The sequence below is a fragment of the Microvirga yunnanensis genome (assembly GCF_025460875.1).
The window spans coordinates 26,368-51,754 of sequence record NZ_JAMXFI010000042.1 but is presented as its reverse complement, the minus strand read 5'-3'; the positions used below and the strand labels follow the sequence as shown (position 1 = coordinate 51,754).

General features: G+C 64.6%; 22 protein-coding genes and 1 tRNA gene. 9 read left to right on the top strand and 14 right to left on the bottom strand.

Annotated elements, in window-relative coordinates; translation table 11 throughout:
* Positions 1-147 precede the first annotated feature (147 nt).
* The 7 genes from trpS to fabA form a co-directional block, all read right to left on the bottom strand.
* Positions 148-1,188 (bottom strand): tryptophan--tRNA ligase, encoded by a 1,041-nt coding sequence (gene trpS / locus NF876_RS20590; RefSeq protein ID WP_262270502.1) that lies wholly within the window; start codon positions 1,186-1,188, stop codon positions 148-150.
* Between the two features lie 203 nt (positions 1,189-1,391).
* Complete coding sequence (gene murJ / locus NF876_RS20585; protein ID WP_262270501.1) at positions 1,392-2,915, bottom strand: murein biosynthesis integral membrane protein MurJ; 1,524 nt, start codon at positions 2,913-2,915, stop codon at positions 1,392-1,394.
* A 365-nt stretch (positions 2,916-3,280) separates the two neighbouring features.
* Positions 3,281-3,907 carry a thioredoxin domain-containing protein gene (locus tag NF876_RS20580; protein WP_262270500.1) on the bottom strand — a complete coding sequence of 209 codons (627 nt, stop codon included), beginning with the start codon at positions 3,905-3,907 and terminating at the stop codon, positions 3,281-3,283.
* A 108-nt stretch (positions 3,908-4,015) separates the two neighbouring features.
* Positions 4,016-6,655, bottom strand: a complete 2,640-nt coding sequence (locus NF876_RS20575) for a bifunctional diguanylate cyclase/phosphodiesterase (RefSeq protein ID WP_262270499.1) — start codon at positions 6,653-6,655, stop codon at positions 4,016-4,018.
* A 215-nt stretch (positions 6,656-6,870) separates the two neighbouring features.
* Complete coding sequence (gene fabI, locus NF876_RS20570; protein ID WP_315974411.1) at positions 6,871-7,701, bottom strand: enoyl-ACP reductase FabI; 831 nt, start codon at positions 7,699-7,701, stop codon at positions 6,871-6,873.
* A 279-nt stretch (positions 7,702-7,980) separates the two neighbouring features.
* On the bottom strand, positions 7,981-9,204 hold the full coding sequence (gene fabB, locus NF876_RS20565; protein WP_262270498.1) for a beta-ketoacyl-ACP synthase I: 1,224 nt from the start codon (positions 9,202-9,204) through the stop codon (positions 7,981-7,983).
* 218 nt (positions 9,205-9,422) lie between these two features.
* Complete coding sequence (gene fabA / locus NF876_RS20560) at positions 9,423-9,944, bottom strand: 3-hydroxyacyl-[acyl-carrier-protein] dehydratase FabA (protein ID WP_262270497.1); 522 nt, start codon at positions 9,942-9,944, stop codon at positions 9,423-9,425.
* A 238-nt stretch (positions 9,945-10,182) separates the two neighbouring features.
* On the opposite strand from fabA, the gene irr reads away from it, so the two are divergent.
* The 3 genes from irr (at position 10,183) to NF876_RS20545 (ending at position 12,154) form a co-directional block, all read left to right on the top strand.
* Positions 10,183-10,653 carry a Fur family transcriptional regulator Irr gene (irr, locus tag NF876_RS20555; protein ID WP_262270496.1) on the top strand — a complete coding sequence of 157 codons (471 nt, stop codon included), beginning with the start codon at positions 10,183-10,185 and terminating at the stop codon, positions 10,651-10,653.
* A gap of 47 nt (positions 10,654-10,700) precedes the next feature.
* The gene (locus NF876_RS20550) at positions 10,701-11,579 is read left to right on the top strand and encodes an EamA family transporter (protein ID WP_262270495.1); all 879 of its coding nucleotides are present in this window, start codon (positions 10,701-10,703) and stop codon (positions 11,577-11,579) included.
* Between the two features lie 125 nt (positions 11,580-11,704).
* Entirely contained in the window at positions 11,705-12,154 is a 450-nt protein-coding gene (locus tag NF876_RS20545; protein WP_262270494.1) for a GNAT family N-acetyltransferase, read from the top strand.
* On the opposite strand, the gene NF876_RS20540 is transcribed toward NF876_RS20545, so the two are convergent.
* Entirely contained in the window at positions 12,144-12,290 is a 147-nt protein-coding gene (locus tag NF876_RS20540; protein ID WP_173948792.1) for a DUF3096 domain-containing protein, read from the bottom strand. The two genes, NF876_RS20545 and NF876_RS20540, sit on opposite strands and share 11 nt — an antisense overlap.
* Before the next feature lie 73 nt (positions 12,291-12,363).
* Entirely contained in the window at positions 12,364-12,897 is a 534-nt protein-coding gene (locus NF876_RS20535; protein WP_262270493.1) for an SH3 domain-containing protein, read from the bottom strand.
* A 276-nt stretch (positions 12,898-13,173) separates the two neighbouring features.
* Between NF876_RS20535 and NF876_RS20530 the strand changes: the two genes are divergently transcribed.
* The 3 genes from NF876_RS20530 (at position 13,174) to NF876_RS20520 (ending at position 15,394) form a co-directional block, all read left to right on the top strand.
* A complete protein-coding gene (locus NF876_RS20530; protein ID WP_262270492.1) occupies positions 13,174-14,166 on the top strand; it encodes a 2-hydroxyacid dehydrogenase in 993 nt (330 codons plus the stop codon).
* Between the two features lie 209 nt (positions 14,167-14,375).
* Positions 14,376-15,101: a Crp/Fnr family transcriptional regulator gene (locus NF876_RS20525; RefSeq protein ID WP_262270514.1), complete on the top strand. Its 726-nt coding sequence runs from the start codon at positions 14,376-14,378 to the stop codon at positions 15,099-15,101.
* Positions 15,102-15,115: 14 nt separating this feature from the next.
* Positions 15,116-15,394: a hypothetical protein gene (locus NF876_RS20520; protein WP_262270491.1), complete on the top strand. Its 279-nt coding sequence runs from the start codon at positions 15,116-15,118 to the stop codon at positions 15,392-15,394.
* 6 nt (positions 15,395-15,400) lie between these two features.
* On the opposite strand, the gene NF876_RS20515 is transcribed toward NF876_RS20520, so the two are convergent.
* Positions 15,401-16,654: a flavin monoamine oxidase family protein gene (locus tag NF876_RS20515; RefSeq protein WP_262270490.1), complete on the bottom strand. Its 1,254-nt coding sequence runs from the start codon at positions 16,652-16,654 to the stop codon at positions 15,401-15,403.
* Positions 16,655-16,746: 92 nt separating this feature from the next.
* On the opposite strand from NF876_RS20515, the gene NF876_RS20510 reads away from it, so the two are divergent.
* Positions 16,747-17,478, top strand: coding sequence for a sulfate transporter family protein (locus NF876_RS20510; protein ID WP_262270489.1), 732 nt, complete (start codon positions 16,747-16,749; stop codon positions 17,476-17,478).
* Between the two features lie 42 nt (positions 17,479-17,520).
* On the opposite strand, the gene NF876_RS20505 is transcribed toward NF876_RS20510, so the two are convergent.
* Entirely contained in the window at positions 17,521-18,627 is a 1,107-nt protein-coding gene (locus NF876_RS20505; RefSeq protein ID WP_262270488.1) for a complex I NDUFA9 subunit family protein, read from the bottom strand.
* 177 nt (positions 18,628-18,804) lie between these two features.
* Here NF876_RS20505 and NF876_RS20500 point away from each other — a divergent pair.
* Both NF876_RS20500 and NF876_RS20495 read left to right on the top strand, forming a co-directional pair.
* Positions 18,805-18,889 (top strand) — tRNA-Leu (locus tag NF876_RS20500).
* A 79-nt stretch (positions 18,890-18,968) separates the two neighbouring features.
* On the top strand, positions 18,969-20,726 hold the full coding sequence (locus NF876_RS20495) for a site-specific integrase (RefSeq protein ID WP_262270487.1): 1,758 nt from the start codon (positions 18,969-18,971) through the stop codon (positions 20,724-20,726).
* A 59-nt stretch (positions 20,727-20,785) separates the two neighbouring features.
* Here the strand turns inward: NF876_RS20495 and NF876_RS20490 are convergent, their stop codons facing one another.
* The 3 genes from NF876_RS20490 to NF876_RS20480 all read right to left on the bottom strand — a co-directional run bounded on the left by NF876_RS20490 (position 20,786) and on the right by NF876_RS20480 (position 25,324).
* Positions 20,786-21,325: an HNH endonuclease gene (locus NF876_RS20490; RefSeq protein WP_262270486.1), complete on the bottom strand. Its 540-nt coding sequence runs from the start codon at positions 21,323-21,325 to the stop codon at positions 20,786-20,788.
* A gap of 622 nt (positions 21,326-21,947) precedes the next feature.
* Entirely contained in the window at positions 21,948-22,208 is a 261-nt protein-coding gene (locus NF876_RS20485) for a hypothetical protein (protein ID WP_262270485.1), read from the bottom strand.
* A gap of 983 nt (positions 22,209-23,191) precedes the next feature.
* Complete coding sequence (locus NF876_RS20480; RefSeq protein ID WP_262270484.1) at positions 23,192-25,324, bottom strand: hypothetical protein; 2,133 nt, start codon at positions 25,322-25,324, stop codon at positions 23,192-23,194.
* Between the last annotated feature and the right edge of the window lie 63 nt (positions 25,325-25,387).

Below are 25,387 nucleotides of genomic sequence, written 5' to 3'. Positions count from 1 at the left end.
TCGGCCCAAAAGTGGAAGGCACTTTTGGGATCGAATCCGATGCTCCATCTGTTCGCTGGCGCATCGTTTCCGCGGAAAACCGGATCCACTTTTCCGCACGATGCGCTAGATGCTGCCCTGCCGTCATGGCGAGAGCAAGCCCGACCATCAGCGCGCACGCACGAAGCCGACGATATCCTTGACGGCGTCCATGGTCACCGACGCAATGGCCCGGGCCCGGGCCGAACCGTCCGCGAGCACCGCATCGATATGGCCGGGATCGGCCATGAGACGGCGCATCTCGTCGGCCACGGGGGAGAGCTTCGTCACGGCCACGTCCACGAGGGCGGCCTTGAAGCCGGAAAACTGCGAGCCGCCATGCTGGCGCAGCACCTCGTCCGGCGTCGTGTCCATGAGGGCCGCGTAGATCGCCACGAGGTTCTCGGCCTCGGGCCGGGCCTTCAGGCCCTCGACCTCGCTCGGCAGCGGCTCGGGATCGGTCTTCGCCTTGCGCACCTTCTGGGCGATGGTGTCGGCGTCGTCGGTCAGGTTGATGCGCGAGTAGTCGGACGGGTCCGATTTCGACATCTTCTTGGAGCCGTCGCGCAGTGACATGACGCGGGTGGCGGGGCCCTGGATCATCGGCTCGGTCAGCGGGAAGAAGGCATCGCCGAAACCGTTCGCGGCAATCGATTCCGCCCAGTCGTTGTTGAACTTCTGGGCGATGTCGCGGGTCAGTTCCAGGTGCTGCTTCTGGTCCTCGCCCACCGGCACGTGGGTGGCCCGGTAGACCAGGATGTCGGCCGCCATCAGGTCCGGATAGGCGTAGAGGCCGACCGAGGCGTTCTCCCGGTCCTTGCCCGCCTTGTCCTTGAACTGGGTCATGCGGTTGAGCCAGCCGAGCCGGGCCACGCAGTTGAACACCCAGGCGAGCTCCGCGTGCTGCGGCACCTGGGACTGGTTGAACACGATGTGGCGCTTGGGATCGATGCCGGCGGCCAGGAACGCGGCGGTCACCTCGCGGATCTGGCGGGTGAGGTCGGCCGGGTTCTGCGGCACGGTGATCGCGTGCATGTCGACGACGCAATAGATGCAGTCGAAGCTCTCCTGCATGGCGACGAAGCGCTTGATGGCGCCGAGGTAATTCCCGAGATGGAGATTGCCGGTGGGCTGAACGCCCGAGAACACCAGCTCCTTGAACTGCGCCATCGTGTTGAACTCCGACAGAGGGCAGGCGCGGGTTTCAGAGTCAACCGCCAACCGCCCCGGATAGGTCTGACTTCTTGTCCCGGAGCGACGTGCGGGTCTTCCGCGTCCGATCGCTCCATCGAGGCGCGCCTTATGACAGGGCCGTGCCACGATGCAAGGGTTCTCGTGATGTTTTCCGGGTTCTCGTGATGTTTTCCGGGTTCTCACGATTGTTTCGTGAGCGCGGTCCAATCGTCCCGGGTCAGGGCGCCGGTCGCCACGGCGGCAAGGCCGTAGACCGCGAGGCCCGCCAGGCAAAGCCCCGCGAGGGACAGGGTGCCGATCTGCGGGAGGACGCGCGTGGCGGCCTCGAGTCCGAGGCCCATCGCGGCCGCCGCCGCGGCGATCCGCACCACCCGCCCGGCCAGGGCCCGGTCGGGCGACCAGAGGCTGTATCGGCGAAGGCCGACGGCCACGGCGGCTGCATGGCCCAGGCAGCCGATGCTCACCCCCAGGGCGATTCCGGCCGGGCCCAAGGGCCAGGCGAGGGCCAGGGCGGCCGCGACCGTGACGGCGAGGCCGAAGGCCGCCGCCGCGACGGCGGCCTTCAGGGAGCCGCGGGCGAACAGGGTCTGGCTCAGCACCTTGGCCGCGGTGGCGAAGGGCAGGCCGACGCTCAGGGCCATGAGCACCAGGGCGGTGCCCTCGGCGTCGGCGGATCCGAACGCGCCGCGCTCGAACAGCACGCGGCTCATGGGCCCGGCCAGGATGATCAGGGCGGCGCTCGCCGGCAGGGCGAGCAGAAGGGAGACCTCGATCGCCCGGTTCTGCGCCGCCACGACGGCCCGCATCTCGCCGGCCCGATGGCGGCGGGCCAGTTCCGGCAGGAGCAGGCTCGACCCGAGAGCCGCCATCAGCCCGAGCGGCAGCTGCACGACCCGCTCGGCGTAGTAGAGCCAGGACACGCCCGAAGGCCAGAACGAGGCGATCTGGGTCGCCGCGAGGAGGAAGAGCTGCACGGCCCCGCTGGCCGCCAGCACGGGAAAGCCGGCGAGAAGGAGGCTCTTCAGCAGCGGCGACCGGCGCGGCCTGCGCAGGCGCACGAGCCGGACACGGCCGCTCCGCAGGGCCGCAGCCACGAGAGCGAGCTGGATCAGCCCCGCGAGGCTCGACGCTCCCGCGAGCCAGGCGGCCTTCCGCGCGAGCGGGAGGGGCGCGACGACCTCCAGGGCCAGGAGCGTCAGGATCAGGCCGCCGTTGACGGCGAGCGGCGCGAGGGCCGTCGCGACGAAGCGTCCGTGCAGGTTCAGGATGGCGGCCCCGATGGACGCGAGGGCCGCACAGGGCACGATCGGGAAAGCCAGGCGGGTATAGAGCGCCACCAGGGCCAGGGTTCCGCCGTCCTCGTGCAGCCCCGGCACGAGCAGCAGGGCGAGCGCCCCCGCGCCGAGCTCCACGAGGGCCGTGAGCCCGACGAGCGCCAGCCCGAACACGCCCAGCACGTCGCCGGCCGTGACGGCGGCCTCCTCCGGCTCCAGGCGTCCGAGGGCCGGGATCAGGGCCGCGTTGAGCCCGCCCTCGCCCACGGTACGGCGGACGAGGTTGGGCAGGCGAAAGGCCGCGAGGAACGCATCCGCCACGGGCCCCGCGCCCAGGGCCTGGGCGAACAGCATGTCCCGGACGAAGCCGAGGACGCGCGAGGCCACGGAGCCGAGGCCGACCAGGAGCGAGGAGCGGATGAGCGACATGCCCGGGGCTTAACGGGTCCACCGACCGGCCGCAACTTTCCCCGCTCCGACGCGGGAAGGCGTGGTGCAGCCAACGGAACCTCCGCGTATGGCCCCCGCCCGTCCCGACGTCCTGACACCCTCCGCACGTCATCACCGGCCCTGTGCCGGCCATTCCGATCCGGTGAGGGTCGGCGCTTCAATCCATCGGGATCACCGGGACAGGCCCGGTGATGACACGGAGGGGCAGGGTCGAGTGGCGCGACTCTTCCCTAATCATGGCCGGGCTCGTCCCGGCCATCCCGATCCGGGAAGGCGCTGCGCTTCGAACGATCGAGATCACCGGGACGAACCCGGCGGCGACGGGAACGGGGACGCAGCGTTCGCTACCCTCTGGCCCGGGCGATGGCGTCGCGCTTCTGCTCTAGGCTCATGCCGCCGATATAGGCCTGCGTGCCGATCAGGAACGACGGAGTCGCGACGAGCCCGAGATCGTTGCCGGTCGCGAAGGCGTCCTTCATCCAGCCGGTGGTCGTCTCGCTGTCGGCGAGTTCCGTCATGCGCTTCATGTCGCCGCCGAGGCGCTCGGCCTCCGCCAGGGCCCGGGCTCCGTCGACCGTGCCGCGCAAGGAGAACAGGGCCAGGTGCAGCGGCAGGTAGCGCCCGGGGCCGGCGAGCTGCAGATAGGCCAGGGCCGCCCGGGTGGCGGCGACCGATTGCGGGCTCAGCACGGCGAAATTCACCAGCACGTAGGAGAGCTCGGGCTCGGCCTTGAGCAGTTCGGGCAGGGCCTGCGCCGAGCGTTTGCACCAGGGGCAGTTGTAGTCGAAATACTCCACCATGATCACGTCGCCATGCGGGTGGCCGAGGCGCACGGCCGAGGGCAGGCTCAGGGCGTTCTCTATCAGCTCCACCGGGATCAGCTGCGGCTCCGGGGCGGCTTGCGCGAGGACGGGAACTTTCGTGCCGGACAGGGCGAGGCCGGCGAGAACGACGCGGCGGGACAGGATCATGGGCGGAACTCACGTAAGGAAAGTCTCTCGTGCCGTCCGATCATGGCGCTGGCAAGGCCAAGGTTGGCTTTCTCGCGCCGCCGTGAAGCAGGGTGCCCGGGACGATCCTCACACGCCCACCCACGAGGTGACGAAGTGCGGCACGTTCCCGGCCGGCATGGGGCGGCCGAAATGGTAGCCCTGCACGAGATCGCAGCTCATGCGCTGCAGGAGCGTCGCCTGGAAGGCGGTCTCGACGCCCTCGGCCACCACCTCGATGCCGAGATTGCGGCCCAGGCTCAGGAGCGCCCGGACGATGGCGGCGTCGTCCGCATCGGTCTCCAGGCCGCCCACGAAGGTCCGGTCGATCTTGATCGCGTCGACCGGGAAGCGCTTGAGGTGCGACAGCGACGCGTAGCCGGTGCCGAAATCGTCGAGGGCGATCGTCACGCCCTCCGCGCACAGGGCCCGCAGGGCGCGCTCTACGTATTCGGCGCCGGAATCGAGAAACACGCTCTCGGTGACCTCCACCTCGAGGCAGCGGGCCGGCACCTCCATGCGTCTCAGGTCGTCGAGCACCCGCTCGGCATAATTGTCGCGCCGGAACTCGGCGGCCGACACGTTGATCGCGATGCGCCCGACATCGAGGCCCGCATCGAGCCAGCCGCGGATGTCTCGGAAGATGCATGAGCGCATGCGCTCGCCGATGGCGGTGCCGAGCTCGGTGTCGTTGAAGGCGGGCGCGATCATTTCCGGCGACTGGATTCCGCCGTCCGGATGATGCCAGCGCAGGAGCGCTTCGAACCCGCTCAGCGCGCCCGTGGCCAGCATCACCTTCGGCTGATAGAACGGCACGATCCAGTCCGATGCCACCGCCCGCACCGCCACGTCGAGGGCCGAGGCGGTCCGTTGCGACTCCTCGCGCATGGTCGCGACGAACATCCTGAACGAGCCGCGTCCTGAGGTCTTGCTGCGGTAGAGCGCCAGATCGGCCTGCTTCTGGAGCTCTTCCGGGCTCATGCCGGTGCCGACCGAAACCGCACCCCCGATGCTGGTGCGGCAGTCCAGCAGCTTGCCGTCTCGCTTCAGGGGCTCCTGCATGCGGGCCAGGATGGTGTCGGCCATCCGGGTCACGTCCCCCTCGCCGGCGATCTCCGGCAGGATGACGGCGAACTCGTCACCGCCGAGACGGGCGATCGTGTCCGCGGAGTCTGCGACGCTGCGCAGGCGCTGGGCGAACTCCTTCAGGAGAGCGTCCCCGGCATCGTGACCGAACCGGTCGTTGATCTGCTTGAGGTGGTCGAGGTCCATCACCAGAAGGCCTGTCGCCCGGGACGGACCCGAGGTTCCGTCGAGCGCCTGCTGCAGGCGCTCGCGGAACAGCCTGCGGTTGGCGAGGCCCGTGAGATCGTCGTGGTGGGCCGCCCAGCGGAGGGTTTCCTCCGTGAGCTTGCGGTCGTGGATGTCCTCCACCGTCCCGTACCAGCGGATCACGGTTCCGTCCCCGGCGCGCCGGGCCGCCGCCCGGGAGCGGAACCAGCGATAGGTCCCGTCCGCCATGCGCAGGCGATAATCCACGTCGAGCTCCTGGCCTGTCGCCAGGGAACGGGACCACCGGTCCAGGGTGAGGGGCAGGTCGTCCGGATGAAGCGACCGGGTCCAGCCGGAGCCGAGCGCATCGTCCATGGCCGTGCCGGTGCGATCGCACCAGCGCGACGAGACGTCGAGGAGATTGCCCTGCGGATCGGCCGTCCACGAAATCTGAGGATTGAGCTCGACGGAGTGGCGGTGATGCGCCTCGCTTTCGCGCAGGGCCGCGTCGTCCCGCTGCCGCTCCAGGGCCAGCGCGGCCAGATGCAGCACGGCCTCCATGCGCTCCATTTCGTCGCAGGTCGGGGTGCGGGGCTCGTCGTAATAGGAGGCGAACGTGCCGAGCACGTCGCCGGACCGGGAGACGATCGGCTTCGACCAGCAGGCCCGGAGATGGTGGGACAGGGCGAGTTCGCGCCAGGGCGCCCAGAGGGGGTCCGACGCGATATCGGTGACGATGACGCTGCTGCGGGTGTGAACGGCCGTCCCGCAGGATCCCGCCACCGGACCGGTCCTCAAGCCGTCGACCGCGGCATTGTAGGCGGCCGGCAGGCCGGGGGCGGCGCCGTGCCGGAGCCGTCCATGCTCCGGATCGTGCAGCAGGACCGAGCACCGCGCGCCGGGCAGCTGCGCTTCCGCCAGCCGGCAGAGCGCGGCCAGGATGTCCCCGAGCGCCTGGCCGGCGGCAACCATCTCCAGCACGCGGGCTTGACCCTGGAGGGTCAGCTCCGCCTCCTTCCGGTCGTGGATGTCTTCCGTGGTGCCGTACCAGAAGGCGATCGCCCCGGTGTCGTCGCGCCGGGCCGCCGAACTGGAGCGGCACCAGCGGAAAGCCCCGTCGGCCGTCCTGATCCGATATTCGCATTGATAGGGCGACCCGCTGGCGAGACTCTCGCGTCTGGACTGGAGCAGCCGGGGCAGGTCGTCGGGGTGGACCAGCTTCACCCAACCGTTGTCGACCAGCTGCTCGGGCGGCAGACCGATCCACTCGGCCCAGCCGGGCCCGACCTGAACCACCTTCCCGTCCGAATCGGCCAGCCAGGGAATCTGCCGGCTCAAGGCGAACGCATATTGATACAGACTATCGTCGATGCTCGGATTAATCCTCTGCGTCAGGAGCAAATCTTCCCGAGATGTCTCACGTGCCGAGGCGAGTCCGACGTCCTCATTCCAATGCATAGGGCAAACCAGGATGCCGCAAATATCGAATAAATTCTTGGCCTATATTGTGAGTCCTGTCCATCAGGGCGAACGGCGCGATCCGCCCTCTCCAGGGAGCTGGAGAAGCTGAACTCGACTGATGCTTTACAGGTAAGGTTAAGCGCGCGTCCGAGACCGGGGACGCCCAAGGCGGGAAGGCCAGCCGGAGCCCTTCCGCCCGTCGTCCGACCGCCTCAGCCCTCTTCCCCGGTCACGCCCGCGGCATCCTGGGCCTTGAGCACCTCGGGGCGCGGCATCGAGATGATGTTGTAGCCCGAATCCACGTAGTGGATCTCGCCGGTCACGCCGTTGGAGAGGTCCGACAACAGGTAGAGGGCCGAGCCGCCGATATCCTCGATGGTCACCGTCCGGCGCAGGGGGGCATGGGCCTTCTGGTAGGTGAACATGAGGCGGGCGTCCGAGATGCCCGCGCCGGCCAGCGTTCGCACGGGGCCGGCCGAGATCGCGTTGCAGCGGATCCCCTGGGGGCCGAGATCGGACGCGATGTAGCGCATGGAGGCTTCCAGGGCCGCCTTGGCCACGCCCATCACGTTGTAGTTGGGCATGACCCGGGTCGAGCCGCCATAGGTCAGGGTCAGGAGCGACCCGCCGTTCCTCATCCTCTTGGCGGCGCGCTGGGCGATTTCCGTGAAGGAGAAGCAGGAGATCACCATGGTGCGCGAGAAGTTCTCCCGGGTGGTGACGTCCACATAGGAGCCCTTGAGCTGCGACTTGTCGGAGAAGCCGATCGCGTGGACGACGAAATCGAGGTTCTCCCACTGCCGGTCCAGGGTCTCGAACACCGCATCGACGGAGGCGATGTCCTCCACATCGCAGGGGATCACCAAGCTGGAGCCGAGCGACTGCGCCAGGGGAGCGACCCGCTTGCCCAGAGCCTCGCCCTGATAGGTGAAGGCGAGCTCCGCCCCGTGCTGGGCCAGGGTCTTGGCGATGCCCCAGGCGATGGAATGGTCATTGGCGACGCCCATGATGAGGCCGCGCTTTCCTTGCATCAGACCGGTCACTTGGGTCCCCCTATGCATCGGCTCCATGGTGCGACGCCAATTGTTATGAAAGTGTGCATCGCGAGCCGGAATGTCGGTATGATTCAGCGTGTCCATGCGAGGTCCCCTTGGGTTCGTTGGGGCATCGCATGCAGCTGTCTCAGGTTTATGACGGTAGAGCATCGGACCCAAAAGTGGAAACCACTTTTGGGATTCATCCGATGCCCCCTTTTGAAGAGCACATCGTCCGAGCGGACCCGAAGGGCCACGTCAGTGACCCGCTTTCGTCCGCATGATGCTTTACCCGTTGAACCGGCTGAAGACGAGTGTGGCATTGGTGCCGCCGAAGCCGAAGGAGTTCGACAGGACCGTGTCGATCCTGGCATCGTCGATCCGCTTGCGGACGATGTTCATGTCGGCGAATTCCGGATCGAGCTCGTCGATATGGGCGCTCTCGCAGATGAAGCCGTTGTTCATCATGAGAAGCGAGTAGATCGCCTCCTGCACGCCGGTGGCGCCGAGCGAGTGGCCGGTGAGCGATTTCGTCGCGGAGATCGGCGGGCACTTGTCGCCGGCGCCGAAGACCGTGCGGATCGCCTCGATCTCCTTCTGGTCGCCCACCGGGGTCGAGGTGGCGTGCGGGTTGATGTAGTCGACCGGATTGTGGACCTCCTTGAGGGCCATGCGCATGCAGCGGATCGCGCCCTCGCCCGAGGGGGCCACCATGTCGTAGCCGTCCGAGGTCATGCCGTAGCCGACGATCTCGCCGTAGATCCGGGCGCCGCGCGCCTTGGCGTGCTCCAGCTCCTCCAGCACCAGCACGCCCGCCCCGCCGGCGATGACGAAGCCGTCGCGATTGGCGTCATAGGCCCGGGAGGCGCGGGACGGGGTATCGTTGTACTTGGTCGACATGGCCCCCATGGCGTCGAACAGGTTGGACATGGTCCAGTCGAGGTCCTCGCAGCCGCCGGCGAACATCACGTCCTGCTTGCCGTACTGGATCATCTCGTAGGCGTTGCCGACGCAGTGGTTGGACGTCGCGCAGGCGGACGAGATCGAATAGTTCACGCCCTTGATCTTGAACCAGGTCGCCAGCGTGGCCGATGCCGTGGACGACATGGCCTTCGGGACCGCGAAGGGGCCGATGCGCTTGGGGCCCTTCTCGCGGGTGATGTCGGCGGCTTCCATGATGATGCGGGTGGACGGACCGCCCGAGCCCATGATGATGCCGGTGCGCTCGTTGGAGATGTCGCTCTCCTCGAGGCCGGCGTCCCGGATCGCCTGGTCCATGGCCACGTGGTTCCAGGCCGTGCCCCGGGCGTGGAAGCGCATGGCGCGCCGATCGACGATCTCCTCAGGGTTGAGGCTGGGAGCCCCGTGAACCTGGCAGCGGAAGCCGTATTTCGTGTAGTCCTCGGCCTTGCTGATGCCGGACTTCGCTTCACGCAGGGAGGCCAGAACCTCCTGCGTGTTGTTGCCGATGGACGACACGATGCCCATTCCGGTGACGACGACCCGCCTCATAGCCTAACCTCTTCAAAGGATCTTCACTGCCAGCCTCAACCATTTCACACGTAAGGCCGAGGATGCGCATTCTCAACACTGAGCCATGCGAATGGGATGAAAGCGTGGTCCCAGGCTCGAAGGCCCTGCCGTGGCACGGCAGGGCCGGTTCTTTAAAAAAGAATGCGCTTTGTCAATACGATGGGACGCCCGTTGACGGTCGGTGAGCGCCAAAAGGCCTAGCCCCCCGCGGCCGCCTCCGCCTGGAACAGGCCGACGCGCATGTCCTTGGCCTCGTAGATCCGGCGCCCGTCGGCCTCCAGCCAGCCATCCGCGATGCCCAGCACCAGCTTCGAGCGGAAGACGCGCTTGAGATCGACCCCGTAGACGACCTTCTTGACGGTGGGCAGCACCTGATCGCTGAACTTCACCTCGCCGACGCCCAGCGCCCGGCCGCGGCCGGGGGAGCCGCCCCAGCCCAGGAAGAAGCCCGTCATCTGCCAGAGGGCATCGAGTCCCAGGCAGCCCGGCATGACCGGGTCGCCCGCGAAGTGGCAGGGGAAGAACCAGAGGTCCGGCCGCACGTCGAGTTCCGCCAGCACATGGCCCTTGCCATAGGCGCCGCCATCCTCGCCGATCGACGTGATCCGGTCGAACATGAGCATGGGCGGAAGCGGCAGCTGCGCGTTGCCGGGGCCGAACAATTCTCCGCGCCCGCAGGCGAGAAGCTCTTCATAGGTAAAGCTGGACTGGCGGGCCATGCCGGATGCCGATCCTTTCATCGCGTCGTCACAAAAGGCAGCCCCGGGGGACTCCCGAGACCTGATTGCCGGCTCTGGTAGCACAGGCTTGGCCATCCATCCAAGGGACCCGAGCCGGGATTCTTCCGTCGTGTTCGAGGAGCATGTCAGCCGTCATCGCAGGGCAGCCTTGCAGTCACCCTCTCGCTTTCTTATGATTGTGATGTTAGAAGCGCCCATCCCTCATTCAGTTCCGCCGATGACCGATCCTTTGTCCGCCTATATCGAGTCCACGACCACTCCGGCGTCCCGGAAGGGGTGCCCCGTGTCCGAGTTGCGGGACAAGCTGCGTCGCGTCGGCCTGCGCCCGACCCGGCAGCGCGTCTCTCTGGGCTGGCTCCTATTCGGCAAGGGCGATCGGCACATCACGGCGGAAATGCTCTTCGACGAGGCGTCCCGCGCCCGCGTCCCGGTCTCCCTGGCGACCGTCTACAACACCCTGCACCAGTTCACGGAAGCCGGCCTTCTGCGCCAGCTCGCCGTCGACGGCGCCAAGGCCTATTTCGACACCAATCCGACCGAGCACCACCACTTCTTCCTGGAGGACGAAGGCGAGCTGGTCGACATGCCGTCCTCCGGCCTCAGCGTCGCCGACCTGCCCGAGCCGCCGGACGGCATGGAAGTGGCCGGCGTCGAGGTGATCGTGCGCCTACGCCGCAAGGGCACCTGACGTCCCGCAGCCCGGCCTTCGAGCGAGCGGCCTCCCGGTCTTGACACATGCCGCTCACCCATAGCCTCGCCGCCCTTTTCGTCACGGCCCTCTGGGGCCTGAGCTTCGTCGTCATCAAGCTCGGGGTCGGCACCACGCCGCCGCTGCTGCTGGCGGCGCTGCGATTCCTGTTCGCGGCCCTTCCGGCCGTCTTCTTCGTCCCGCGGCCCAGGACCGATTGGCGCAACGTCGTCGCCTACGGGTTCTTCCTCGGCGTCGCCCAGTTCGGGCTGCTGTTCGCGGCGCTCGCCATCGGCATGCCGGCGAGCCTCGCCTCCGTGGTCATGCAGGCGCAGGTCTTCTTCACGATCCTCTTCGCGGCTCTCGTCATGGGAGAGCGGCCCGGGCCGCACCAGGTGATCGGCGGCCTCGTGGCGAGCCTCGGCCTTGCGCTCATCGCCGTGCCGCGCATGACCGGCGGAGGCGCCGTTCCGTTCCTGATGACCGTGCTCGCGGCCGCCTCCTGGGGCGTGGCCAACATCGTGTCGAAGCGGGCCGGCCGGGTCGACATGCTGGGCTTCATCGTCTGGTCGAGCCTCGTGGCGCCACTGCCGCTGGTCGGCCTGTCGCTCTGGCTCGACGGGCCCGGCCGGGTCATCGCGGCGCTGGCGCAGATCGACGGCGGCACCCTGGCGGCGGTGATGTATCTCGCCTATCCGACGACCATCTTGGCGTTCGGCGTCTGGGCCTATCTCCTGTCCCGCCACCCGGCCGCCACGGTGACGCCCTTCGCCCTGTTCGTCCCGGTGGCCGGGATCCTGGGCTCGGCTCTCATTCTCGGAGAAGCCATGCACCCGATCGAGGCCGTCGGCGGGGCCGTGATCGTCCCGGGCCTGGCGGTGAACGTCTTCGGGGCGAGGCTTCTCCGGCGCCTGCATCCGCACTAGCGCATCGTGCGGCCCTCTGGGTCCGCGCCGAACGATGCACCAGCCAAGCCTAGAGCATCGGACCCAAAAGTGGGTCCACTTTTGGGTCCGATGCTCTAGGCTTGATCGAGAAGGAGCGTCCGGGAATGAGCGTGTTGCAGATCGAGATCGCGTCCGCCGGGTCGGCCGAACTGGTCGAGCCGGTCAACCGGCTGCTCCCCCAGCTGACCTCGGCGCCGAAGGCCTTGGGCAGGGAGGATCTCGACGCGATCCTGGCCTCGTCCTCGTGCCTGCTCATCCTGGCCCGCTGCGATGGGCACGTGGCCGGGATGCTGACGCTCGGATGGTTCCAGGCCCCGACGGGCGCGCGGGCCTTCATCAACGACGTGGTGGTGGACGAGCACCATCGGGGCCGGGGCATCGGCGAGGCCCTCGTCCGGTCGGCGCTGGATCAGGCCCGTCGCCTGAACGCCAAGACCGTCGACCTCACGTCGCGCCCCGCCCGCGAGGCCGCGAACCGTCTCTACCGGCGGCTGGGCTTCGAGCAGCGGGAGACGAATTCCTACCGCTACCGCTTCGATGCGGTCAGCGGATGAAGCCGAAGCCCACAAGCGCATAGGCAATCAGGAAGATCGCCACGAAGACGTTGAGGAAGCGCGGCGCGACGATCGACGCGATGCCGAGGACCAGGGCCAGGATCGGCAGCAGTTTGAAGCTCAGGTTGAGGCTCATCGAGGCAGGCTTTCGGATGAATGGAAACGATATTGCCTTCTAGCGCCCAAAAGCTTGCCAAATCGGAAACGGGCTATTCCACGGTCTCGTTGGGATAGACGCCCCAGAGCTTCTCCTGCTGGATGAACCCGTCCACGTCGCGGGCACCGTCCATCACGATGGTGACGTGGCACCACCTGCCGTCGCAGCCCTTGATGTTGGTGATCACGCTCGGCTGCAGATGAGCCACCACGTTGCCCTTGTCGTCGGACCGGTCGAACAGGCTGATCGGCGGCTGGTTGCCCTTCGCCCACGGCATCACCAGGGCGGTGCGGCGCCCGGACAGGAGCGAGTGGAGGACCCATCCTTCCGTGCCCTCCGAATCGCGGATGCGCCGCCAGGTCTCGTACTCGGCGATGATCTCCACCGGCAGGCCGGCGCGCTGGAACACCCAGGCGGTCCTGTGATCCTTCGACGGGCCCTCGCGCAGGTTCACCCGGTCCGTCTTGAGGCTGACATAGCGCGGCACCGGCAGGCCCGTGCCGAGACGCCCGCCCGGCGGCTGCTGACCGAAGGCCGAAGCGGCGCTCAGGCCGACAAGAGCAAGGGCAAGGACGATCTTGCGCATGGTTCCCCCGGATAGTGGCTTTGTCTTGGGTTGAGGCTCTGGTAGAGAAGCTTGACGGATGCCGCCACGCGGCGGGTCGTCACCTTTGATCGCCGAAGCAGAGTTAAGAGAGCGTGAAACTCTTTAAACTTCGCGGGTTTTTGAGCGTGATCAGCAAAAGTGGCCACCGGTTTTGCGTTCGGTCGCGCTCTCACTTATTGAATTGTGCCTGATCGTGACGCCGAACCGCTCACACTTCGGCTGATCGGGCACCAGTGCTGGGGACGCTTGAAGCCGATGAAAAAGAGACCCGTCGTCGTTGTCACCCGCCGCCTGCCCGACGTGATCGAAACCCGCCTGCGCGAATTGTTCGACACGCGCCTCAACCTGGAGGACAGGCCCCTCTCGGCGCAAGAGCTCGCCGACGCGGTGAAGACCGCCGACGTGCTCGTGCCGACCATCACGGACGAGATCGACGCCGCGGTGCTGGAGCAGGCGGGCCCCAGCCTGAAGCTCGTCGCCAATTTCGGCAACGGGGTCGACAACATCGACGTGTCGGCCGCCGTGGCCCGGGGCGTCACCGTCACCAACACGCCCGGCGTCCTCACCGAGGACACGGCCGACATGACCATGGCGCTGATCCTGGCGGTCGCCCGCCGCATCCCGGAAGGGGCCCGGGTGATCCCGGACGGGAACTGGGCCGGCTGGTCGCCCACCTGGATGCTCGGCCGGCGCATCACGGGAAAGCGCCTCGGCATCGTCGGCATGGGGCGCATCGGCCAGGCTCTGGCCCGGCGGGCCAAGGCGTTCGGGCTGTCGATCCACTATCACAACCGCCGCCACGTGCCGCCGAGGATCGAGGCCGAACTCGAGGCGACCTACTGGGAATCCCTCGACCAGATGCTGGCCCGCATGGACATCGTGTCGGTCAACTGCCCGCATACGCCGGCCACCTACCACCTGCTCTCGGCCCGGCGCCTCAAGCTCATGAAGCCCGACGCCATCCTGGTGAACACCGCCCGGGGCGAGATCATCGACGAGGGCGCGCTCACCAAGCTCATCGAGGCCGGGGCCCTTGCGGGAGCCGGTCTCGACGTGTTCGAGGAGGAGCCGGCCGTCAATCCGCGGCTCGTGAGGCTCGCCAAGCAGGGCAAGGTGGTGCTGCTGCCCCACATGGGCTCCGCCACCCATGAAGGCCGCGTGGCCATGGGCGAGAAGGTCATCGTCAACATCCGGGCCTTCGTCGACGGCCACAAGCCGCCGGACCGCGTCCTGCCCAGCATGCTCTGACGGGTGCCGGGTCGGAACGCCTGGACCTCGTCCGGGGCCCGGGAAGGTTTTCCCGCACGACCCGGGCGATGCTTCCATGCCCCCGTCCGGATCGGATGACGGGAGCGGGGACCGGTGCGACCAAAATCCATCACGGGCATAAACATATGTGAGTGCGGCTGAGAAAGGAGATTGGCCAGAACAGGGATGTTCCTATCCCCATGGCCTTGATGACCAATCCCCTCATTCTGAAGCTCGAGACCTATGACAGGCTCTCCGACGACGAGAAGAAAGTCCTCGAGAACGCCATCGCCCGCATTCGCGTGGTCGAGGCCGACGACGACGTCCTGCGCGAGGGCGATCGCCCGGCGGAAAGCTCGCTGCTCCTGGAAGGCTTCGCGGCCCGCTACAAGATCGTCTCGAACGGCCGCCGGCAGATTTCGGCGCTCCATGTCGCGGGCGACTTCATCGACCTGCACAGCTTCCTTCTGAAGACCATGGACCATGGGGTCGTGGCGCTCACCAACTGCCGCATCGCTCTCGTTCCGCATGCGACCCTCGAGAAGATCTCTGACGAATATCCGCATCTCACGAGGCTGCTCTGGCTCAATACGCTGATCGACGGCGCCATCCACCGGGAATGGCTGACCGCCATGGGACGCCTCTCCGCGACCGCCCACATGGCGCATCTGATCTGCGAGCTGTACCTGCGCCTGAAGGTCATCGGGCGCGCCGACGGCGATACGATCCAGCTCCCCGTCACCCAGGCGGAACTCGGCGACACGCTTGGCCTTTCGACCGTCCATGTGAACCGCGTGCTCCAGGAGCTTCGCAAGGAAGGCCTGATCCGCTTCCAGGGCGACGCGTTGACCATTCTCGATTGGGACCGGCTGAAGAAGGTCGGCGAGTTCACCTCGACCTATCTCAGCCTCCAGAACGAAGATCGATCATCCTGACCGGGGTGCGAACGATGAATCACATCACTCTCCAGACGATGCCCGTCATGGCGGATGGCGGCAGTCACGAGGGACGGCTCGTCCTCGCGGACGGGCAGCTGGTGGCGGTTTTCAGCTGGGTGACCCCGGAGGAGACCATCGGCGGGCCGGAGCGGGCCGGAGGCTGGTTTCTGGAGGCCGGCTTCGGCCCTTGCAGCGCTCTGCTGAGCGTGACGCCCCCGGTCCTGGCCTCTCTCGACGAAGCCGTGACCTGGGTGCGCACGCGCCTCGATTCGGCATCGCCCGAGCCCTGACCCGGCTCAGCGCAGCTGCGCGATGACCTCCCTGGCCGCCCGCTCGCCCTCCTCCCAGGCTCCCCCGGCGGTGCCCCACTGGGCGCGCGAGAGCGCCTCGCCGGCGAACCAGATCCGGTCCCCGACCGGCGCCTTGAGGACGTCGCGGATGGCAGAGAGCCCCGGCGGCACCACGGCCCAGGAGGCGCGCGACCAGGAATCGTGCCGCCAGGCCGTCGCATGCACGGCGGCAAGGTTCCGGACCGCCCGATGGCCGAAATGCTCGGCCAGGACCTCGCGCGCATAGCGGAACGGCGCGTGAGGATCGCGCCGGTCGAAGCCGGCGGCTGTGGGCTGATCGAGCTCGAAGAAATGAAACGGGGTGCCGTCGATCCGCGTGAGGAGGCCTGGCGGCTGGCGGCTGGTTCCCGTCAGGCTCGCCAGCCGGTCCGCACCGCGAAAGGGCGCGTCGGGCCAATGCAGGACCACGTGTTCGTAGACGCCCTGCGTGAAGCCGTGGACGGCTTCCCCGACACGGCTGGGAAGCGCGGGCGCGAACCGGATCGCATCCCGCTGGAGCACGGCCATCGGCGCCGTTACGATGGCCGCCCTGGCCCGGAGCGTTCCCGCCGAACTGTCGAGTCTCACCCCCTGTCCCGACCAGTCGATGGCCTGGACGGCGGTGCCGAGCCGCACCGGGACGCCCTGGCCGAGGCGGCGCAGATAGGCGCCGAGACCACCGGCGATGAACAGGTTGTCCGCATATTCCATGCTCGGAAAGTCGTGCAGGCTGACCTCCTCGAGGGGCCGGCCCGACACGAGGCCGTGGATGGCCGCCACCCGCTGCCCATGCGGCCCCAGGGGCGGAAGCGACCTCGCGGCCGCCTGGTCCTCGCGCGCCGTCGCCGCCTGGGTCATGGCCCGGTCGGCCCGGTCGAAGGCCCGGTCGAGAGCCGCGCGCTCGGCCCGGCTGCCCGGCCTGCCGCGCACGAAGACATGCCCGTCCGCTGGCGCCCGGCGCAGGGGCTCTGCGCGCAGGCGCCCGAGCCGGACCAGCGGATTGATCGGTCCCGCATGGAGCCAATGGGCCCCGAGATCGACCGGGTGGCCCCTGAAGCGGCGCGTGACCGTGCGCCCGCCGGGGCGGTCCCGGGCCTCCAGGACCGCGACCGTCAGGCCGGCGGCCAGCAGGCGTCGGGCCGCCGCGATCCCGGCGCTGCCCGCGCCGACGACCGCCACATCCAGATCGGCATTCGCGCTCCCCGACGTTTCAGACGACACGATGGACCCACCTCTCGCTTTGCGGCGGCCTCGTTCATAAGTAAGGTCCGCTGTCCCGATCAAGGGATGCCTCGTCAGGAGACGAACGACCGATGCTGATCCAATCGATTTTCGCCGCGGCCCGCGAGGTTTTCTCGCCCGCGCTGCGTGGCATTCTCTGGAAGTCGATTGGGTTGACGGTGGCGCTGCTCGTTCTGGTCTGGCTCGGGCTGACCAAGCTGTTCGACATCTTCCTCACGAACCACGAGCTGAGCGCCAGCTATCCGATCATCGACAGCTTCGCGTTCTTCCTGGCGGGATTCGGCCTCTTCGTCGCCCTGGTCTATCTGCTGCCGGCGATCTCGGCCATCGTGGCGGGCTATTTCCTCGACGACGTGGCCGAGATCGTGGAGCGCAAGGATTTTCCGGCCGATCCGCCCGGCCGGGCCCTGCCCTTCGGAACATCCCTTCTCTACGGCATCCGCTTCGCCGGCCTGTCCCTGCTGGTGAACCTCGTCGCCCTGCTGCTGTTCTTCATCCCGGGCATCAATATCGGGGCGTTCTTCATCGCCAACGCCTATCTGCTGGGTCGGGAATATTTCGAGCTCGCCGCCGGCCGGTTCTGGCCGGCCGAGGACGTGGCGCGCCTGCGCGCCGAGCACCGGGGCACCGTGCTGGCCGCCGGCGCCGTCGTGGCGGCCCTGGTGCTCGTGCCGGTGGTGAACCTGATCACGCCGATCTTCGGTGCGGCCCTGATGGTGCACCTGCACAAGAGGCTCACGCAGGGGCGGGCGCAGCGGGCCCAGGTGCGCCGGCCGGCCCCTGCGTCGATCGAGAACACCTGAAGGATCAGACCCAAAAATGGGTCCATTTTTGGGTCTGATGCTCTAGCGGCTCGACGACTGGCCGACGGCCGGGCCGGTCGCCCGCTCCGGGTGGAAGTCGGATCCGGGCCCTCCCGAGCGCGGGGCGAGCAGGTCGGGCGTGTTGCCCGGAGGGGCGTTGCGCCTGAGATCGAACTGGCCGGTCTTGCGGAAGCGCAGGAGGTAGCTCGGCACGATCGCCTCGATGGTGGTGGGCGCAACGCCGAGCCCCTGGAGCGTGCGGCCTTCGCGGAGGGCGCTGTCCGAGACCACGTTGTCGGTCTCGAGGAGGATGGCCTGGTCGCGGGTGGTCACGAGCTCGTTCGGGATCAGGCCGAGGGTCGCCCAATCGAGGGTCCCGAGGACGCTGCCCACGGTCCTGGCCAGGTTGCCCGGCAGGGGCACGATGGCGCGCTTGCGTTCGGTGACCTCGAAGACGAATTCCATCATCTGGCGCATGGTGCGCGTCTCGGGACCGCCGAGCTCGTAGACGCGACCGCCCGGCACGGCGCCGTCCACGGCCCGCAGGACGGCCTCGGCCACGTCGCCGGCATAGACCGGCTGGAAGCGGGTCTCGGCCCCTGGCAGCGGCAGCACGGGGAGCATGCGGGCGAGCGTGGCGAAGCGGTTGAAGGAGCTGTCGCCGGGCCCGAACATCAGCGAGGGGCGCAGGATCACCGCGTCCGGCCGCTCCGCCAGCAGGGCGGCCTCGCCCTCGGCCTTCGTGCGGGCATAGGCCGATTCGGAATTGGCATCCGCGCCGATCGCCGAGACATGGGTGAAGGACACGGCCTTGCGGGCGAGCCGCGCAATCATGGCGGGCGCCCGGGCCTGGAGCGCATCGAAGCGCTGGCGGCCGGTTTCCTGCAGGATGCCCACCAGATTGACCACATGGTCCGCCCGCGCCACCGCGTGAGCCACCGAACCCTCGTTGCGCAGGTTGGCGTGGATCGGATGGATCTGCCCCACCTTGCCCAGGGGCAGGAAGTTCGCGAGGTTCGGCTGGCGGGTCGGCACGAGGACGCGATAGCCGCGCTCGGCCAGACGGCTCACCACGTAGCGGCCGAGAAAGCCTGATCCGCCGAACACGGTGACGGTTTGCTGCTCAGGCGTGCGAAGGGCACCGATCATGAAACTCTCCTGCCCGGCGAAGGGCTTGCATGGAGCTTGGGTGTGAAAGTCAGAATGTCTCTAGTCAAACGCCGCTCCCCTGTGAAGAGGTGCATGGGAAGAAAGCGCATCGGTCGCATTTTCAGTGATTGACGTGCCGCCAGAAGCACCGTAAACGAAGCCTCGCCGACGAGGCATGCCCAGGTGGCGGAATTGGTAGACGCACTGCTTTCAGGTAGCAGCGGGTAACACCGTGGAGGTTCGAGTCCTCTCCTGGGCACCATCCAACCCTTAAGTGGTTGAACCATTGAGATTTCAGGGTTATTTGGTCTGTGACCGGTGGACAAAACCGGTGGACACCCATGAAGTTTCGTATGCCCGCAATGGCCCGTCGATCTGACTCCAAACATCACCAATTCGAGCGGCGAGTTCCCCAAGACATCATTGAGCGTGCCCGAGGACAGCTTGTCGTTATCGAGTTGCCTCCGCTCAAAGGCGCAAAGGGCACCACGGTTCACACGACGCTGGGCCAGAGGGTGAAGTTCTCCCTTAAGACGCCTGATAACGATGTTGCGGCGGCCAGGACCGGCCTTGTTCTTGCCCACCTTGAGAAACAATATGACGCCATTCGGCAAGGCCCAAAGCCTTTGAGCCAAAAGGAGGTCATCGCTTACTCCGGTGAAGCCTATCGGCTTTGGGTTGAGAGGTTCGAGGACAACCCTGGACCGGTGGCCGAATGGTCAGCGTGGAAGGCGTTTACCCGCGCCGCGATGGAGGGGCGAATCCTCTCTGCTCCAGCAGCTAGCACTGATTCCCTCCCAAATGAGACTGAGGCGGCTCGGTTGCAGTTTGGCGAGGACCTAACGGCAGGGATCAATGCCTTACCTCGCTCTGACGATACCACCGCGCTAGAGCAGCGATTCGGACAGGTTCTATCGTGGGTCCTGACCAAACATGCCCTCCATGTTGATGCCGCGACACGCATGGCTCTACTCAGAGCGACGGCACAAGCTTCCCATCTGGCAGCTTTCCGCCTCAAGAGAGCAGCGGACGGCGATTACAGCCCCGATGACAACGAGAAGCGGTTCCCGGCCCTTCCGGTTAATGGTCAGCAATCACCAATCACTCTGACTGACCTATTCGATCGGTGGATGAAGGAGACGAAACCAGCCGGAGCTACAATCACGACTTGGCGCTCAGTCATGAAACACCTTAAAGCCCATCTAGGCCACGAGAACGCAACCCTCATCACAGAGCAGGATGCAATCGCCTGGAAGGATGCGGCTATCGCGAAGGGCCTCAAGCCCAAAACGGTTAATGACAGCTATTTGGCAGCCGCCCGCCGCCTGTTTTCCTTTGGGATGAGCAATCGGCTTGTTTCGTCCAACCCATTCGCGAAAGTGAAGGTTGCGAGCAAGCGCCAAGCCGGACAGAAGAAGCTCCCTTATTCAAATGATGAGGTTGCCAACCTGCTTACCCTAGCCAGAGCAGAGACAAATCCTGCGCGGCGATGGCTTCCTTGGTTGGCAGCACTGACAGGCGCACGAATTGGAGAGCTTGCACAGGCATGGGGTAGTCAGGTGCGTGAAGTTGAGGGCTTCCACATCTTAGACATCAAGCCCGCTCCTGACGGCGGGTCGCTCAAGAACGAAGGGTCTGAGAGAACGGTCCCGTTGCATCCGGCGCTCATTGCCGAGGGTTTTCTGGACTTCGCAAAGGCCAAAGGGAACGGCCCTCTCTTTTACGCAGGACAGGCACGTAAGCGGGAGGGCGATAGTAACCGCCATGCGTCGAAGGGCGTCACGAACCGCCTATCAACGTGGATTCGGGACCAAGGATTCAATGATCCTCGAAAGGCTCCCGCCCATGCCTTGCGTCACTGGTGGAAATCAGCCGCAGCTCGTGCCCGTGTCCAAGAGTCCGAAGCCGATGCAATACAGGGCCATGCCGGAAAATCCGATGCGGCCACCTACCGGCACTTCGACATTGCTACACTCGCGGCAGCCGTTTCGGCTATTCCGTCTCCGCTGGATGGAGATACCAGAGGAGGAGCGCAGAAGACTCCTGAGGCTTCGCAAGGCGCTCTCAGGCGGCCATCAGAGCCTCCCCAGCTACCCTAGCTCAAACGGCAAGTATCGCCTGTATGGCGCTCCCTGAAGCTCGGAGAGTCTATCTGAAATCAATGGACCGTAAGGTTGCCTTGGAGTCGTTCAAAGACCGCTTGGATTGTCTCTATCGAGGGCTGATAGGTTGGGTCTGTTTCGACACGATGGAGAAACCCTTGAGCCGCGAGGGCCTCTAGGGAGTCCTGCTCCTCACGGTCGTCAACAAGCTCCACAAGGTGATCCTTTGCGATCTTGAGAACCTCGGGCCCAATATCGTGCTGCCACTCACCAGCGATCACAGCCTCAAGAACCTCATCATTGGTGAGACGGCGCTTTGCTGAATTGAATGACCGACGCACGACTTGAAGATTGTGAACGGCATGAAGGCCGCCTCGCTGGATAGGAACGATATGATCCACTTCCCACCGTTCACCAGTAGCTCGTGAAAGCTCCCTAGCTTCGCGGTAAATTGGAATGGTGGCCGTCACCACATCGACAATAGGTGTGCCCTCGGGAACTCGTGCGCCCCTGTCCCTGGCGCTATTCCACGCAGACCAAGCTGCGGTGGCGTCATAGTGTTTTAGCCGATAGTTCCTCATCTGCTTGCGCTTCATCTCCCTACACTTCGTGGGGTTATCAAGCTCCCACTTGCGTACCCGCTGCCGATTGCACTCAACACAGGCACCATTCGCTACGTATCGGCCATCGAAGTGACCATGAAGGCATGGGGCCCCAGGCTGATAGATGCGGAGTCCTCGGGCTTTGGCTTCCTTGCGGGTCTTGGGTGTATCTTGAGGGGAAACTGCCTCGCAACGGATGGAATGGTGGATGTCAAAATTAGTATTAGTGTTCATTCTTATTGTTCTTATTTTTGTTATTAGTTTTAATCGTTAGGTTATTCTGCGCCATTAAGCATTGGGCTGTGGTTGTAAAAGCCTAACCTATGGGGCCAATACTCCATAGATATCCGCTTTTGCCTCGCCCTGAGAGAGCCTTAAGGAGTTTTAGAGGCGTCGAAGTCGTTGGGTCTAACCCTAAAGCCTGTGAAGTTTTCAGCTTCGCAGAGGACACACGCTCCGTTCTCTATGTTCCTGGGAGCCACATGGCCCCTATGGCACTCCTTGGTCGTCAGGAAGTGCTGACGGCCCTGTGCCTGAGCCTCAGAGCGGCTAATGGGTTCAAGGAGAAGGAGCGGATTATCCGTGAGTTTCCCCACATCGTTGCGGTACGTCCCCATCACGACAACCGGCCAATGTTCGGCACGGATACGTAAAGGTCGGGCGTGGTTCTGAGCTTGCCGGAACGAGCTTCGTCAACGAGAACCTGTAGAGCTACGCCAACAATAATCGACGTTGAGACTGAGAAGGGGTAGTTGTCCTCATAAGATCGACGGATTTCCTCAAGATTTGCGGTGTCTGTCGCGGTTAGGCGGAAGCCGTGGTTGATTAACTCCTGCCCCCGCTTACGGTAGACCGTAGGTTTATCTCTGCGTTTCATGCATTATGTCTCCCTCTATTAATTAAAGATATTATACAATTGAAAAAAGAAAGACGGCCCCTATTGCCTAAACAACAGAAGGCGGCCTCAGTTAGAACCTAAGATGTTCATAGGAAAAGAATAGGTGATCTAAAGCCTATACCTACCTTCAGAAGCGCCCCCATCATCGCTGGCCTGCACAGGGAGCCAGGAAGGAGCAGCGTGGCTCGACCTGGGATCAGCTAGGGGTACGCCTCTGAAGGGAGGTATTGATTGTCGCGGAGAGAGGTTATCTTGGTAGTAGTTTTGGGAGTGAAGCTCAAAGGTTCGATCTTATGAGTCTACTAATAATCTCAAGTTCAATTACCACTAGACCATTACAAACCATAAATTGAGCATTTACTGAGCTTAAGACTCTTAAGATACTTGAGACTCCCCCTTACCCCCTCAAACATATTCATTCTGTGACCCTCCCCCTGTGTCGCAGTTTTGAATGTGTTTGTTTTTCTATGGCGATAAGTGCTCTGGTAGCTCCTCAGAGTTCATAGGAACCCACGGCGCTCTCCCTATAGGTGTCCACTTTTGCAGCGGCTCCATCCTTAACCGTAACAAAAATGCATTTTGACGACAGGGGATCGAGAACGCGCCCTCCGTACAGGCCGATTTTCCGCGTAAGCGCCGTCGTCCTTAAGGCTGGCAATTTTACAGAGCGGCTCTCCCTCCATAACCGTGCCAAAAATGCAGAGCGGCTCGAAACGGCCTCTCGTCCTTAAGTGTCCCAAAAATGCAGAACGGCTCTCCCTCCATAAAGTCAATAAAAATGCAATCATGTTTCAAAATAAGCCCGTGGAGCGCCCCAGGAGCCTCCCGGCTAGGTGTGTACCAGCCAAGCTGTCCATCAGGCTCTACGGCCTTCCTACGCGATCCCAGGGGCTATATATTAACGCACGAGAGTCACAGGCCGATGAGGAGCCAATGATTTCTCACTGGCCCCTCTTTCAACCTCACTCCCGATAGGTAGACCGGATTACAGGCTCGTGTGCTAACCACGCATCCCAAGCAGCCGAACGCTTCTCAAAGGGAAGCTCGTTAATTGCTTCCTCTGCGAACTCCATCGCCTCTCGATAGGAACGCGCTTGCTTATTCAAGCGGTTGATAAGAGCCTTCACGGTGTTGCTGTGTCGATCAACGACAACACCCTCAAGAGCGTCTCCAAGATCGGCTCTGGAATCCATGTGCGCCCTGGCCTTAGCCACGTACCGACCAACATTGACGATACCGGCCTTGGGACGCTCAATCGTGTAGCCACGAGTATTGATCTTGATGGTGTCGCTCGTGCTGGATTCATTAGGGCCTCTAGGAGAGTCACTAGCGCCCTTTCTAGGCCCTTGTGGACCCTGGGTAGCCGCACGAGCCTGACGAGTCTCCAAGGCCGTTAAAACGGCTTCCCTGAGGACTTCGCTTGCGTCTGGTGAACGTTGAGGCCGCGCCTCCATCACTGAAGGCGAGACAAGCTCACGAACTTGGTTTGCTCGACTAGCGGTGTCGGCCACTTGCCTGAGTGTTTCCACGTCACGCGATGCGTCCACATCATCACGGCTGAAGCGGTCAACAAACTGCCTTACAGGATTCCGTGAGCCGCTGATCGCATCCACGGCACGAGCCGAACCATAAGCCGCCCCTTGAGCCGCTAGGACCTTTGCAAGAGCCGCAGGGGCTAGGCCAATCTTTAGAGCGATTGGGGCTTCAGCGAGTGTCAAGGCCGCAGTAGCGCCCCCAAGCGTCCGCTTTGTCCGATCCTTAAGCCACGAGGCCGGATTGATTGTTTCTTCCATGAGAGGCTTGGAGGAGACACCACCAGCGAAATAGCCCTCCTCGTAACGGCCCTTCCTCTTGAGTTGGTTGAGTGTGTTGTGTTCCTCAAGAACAGAGAGAAGGCGCTGACCCTCCTCCGTGCCTCCTAGCCGATCCCTGAGTTCGCCAATGCGCCCCTTGGGAAGCACATAGCCTCCATCAAGTGTCGCCTCTGCGGCATCCACGAGGCTACGAGCATCAGCGTTCCCCTCAAGAGCTTGGGTTTTCGCAAGAGCCGCATCACGCTTGACGATGCTCTGTACGGCCTCAACAGCATCGTAAGAGGTCTTTGCGTTCTCAGGCTCAATATCGACCGCTTGGAAACGCCTTGCCAATTGAGCGGCTCTAGCAGGGTCCATATCGGAATAGCGCACAGCGTTTGTAACGTCACCGACACCGCGCACAGCCCTTACGGCTCCTCCTGTGGCTCCTGAGAGAGCAGCCGAACCCAGGACCTCGTGAGGGCTGATATCCAGCCCCCTCTCTGTCCCTGCGGTGATGGCCGCTTGGTCTATCACGGACCCTGCCGCTCCTGCGGCTGCTTCTGCTCCTGTGGCCTTGGCAATCTGACCGGGAATCTGCGTAAGGACTTGCGCCCCTGCTCCCTTGGTTACTCCTGAGAGCGCCGGGTTGAGGCCAAGGCGTCCGAGAGCCGCTTGAGCAAGAGCCGATGTGCCAGCAATGCCGTAATCTGCAAGCGAAGCCTCGTGTCCCGGCTCTTGATTCTCTAGCCGAGCGTCCATCGCGGGACCAAAGTTCCTTGCGGCGTTGGAAACCACAAAGCCGGTGCCTCCGGTCAAAGCCCCTGCCGCTAGGTCAGCAGCGAGGCCAGGCGAACCCTCAAGGATCGTGCGAGGCAACGCGCTCCAACCAAAGCCGCCAATTCCCCTGTCCTTATCCTTGGGATCGAAGAAGTCAGCAGAGGCGGGACGATAGTTCTCAGGTGCGATAGACCTCCCAAGGTCCGTCACTGTGTCTCCAAGGGATTCGATGGCGTCTGTGTCCGTGGCCTCTCCGATCCAATGGGCTGTGCGTCCAAGCCCTACAGCAGCATTAGCAGCGCCGTACTGAATAGCCTTCCCTGCTTTCTCCCAAGCCCCCATGCGGTCCATAGGGTCCTCATCGTCAAGCAACACGGCTCCCTCTGGTAGCTCATCAAGCTTGAAACCTTTAGGCAGTTGAGCGGGGTTTCCGCCATCATCCAGAAGAACGGCCCCCTCTGGTAGTTCATCAAGCACAAAGCCCTCAGGGAGCCTCGCATCATTATTCTCCTTGGTAGTCATTCAATCTTTCCTTTTATTATTATTGTCTCGGCTTGTGCCAAAGTATCTTTAGGTTAGTCTCAG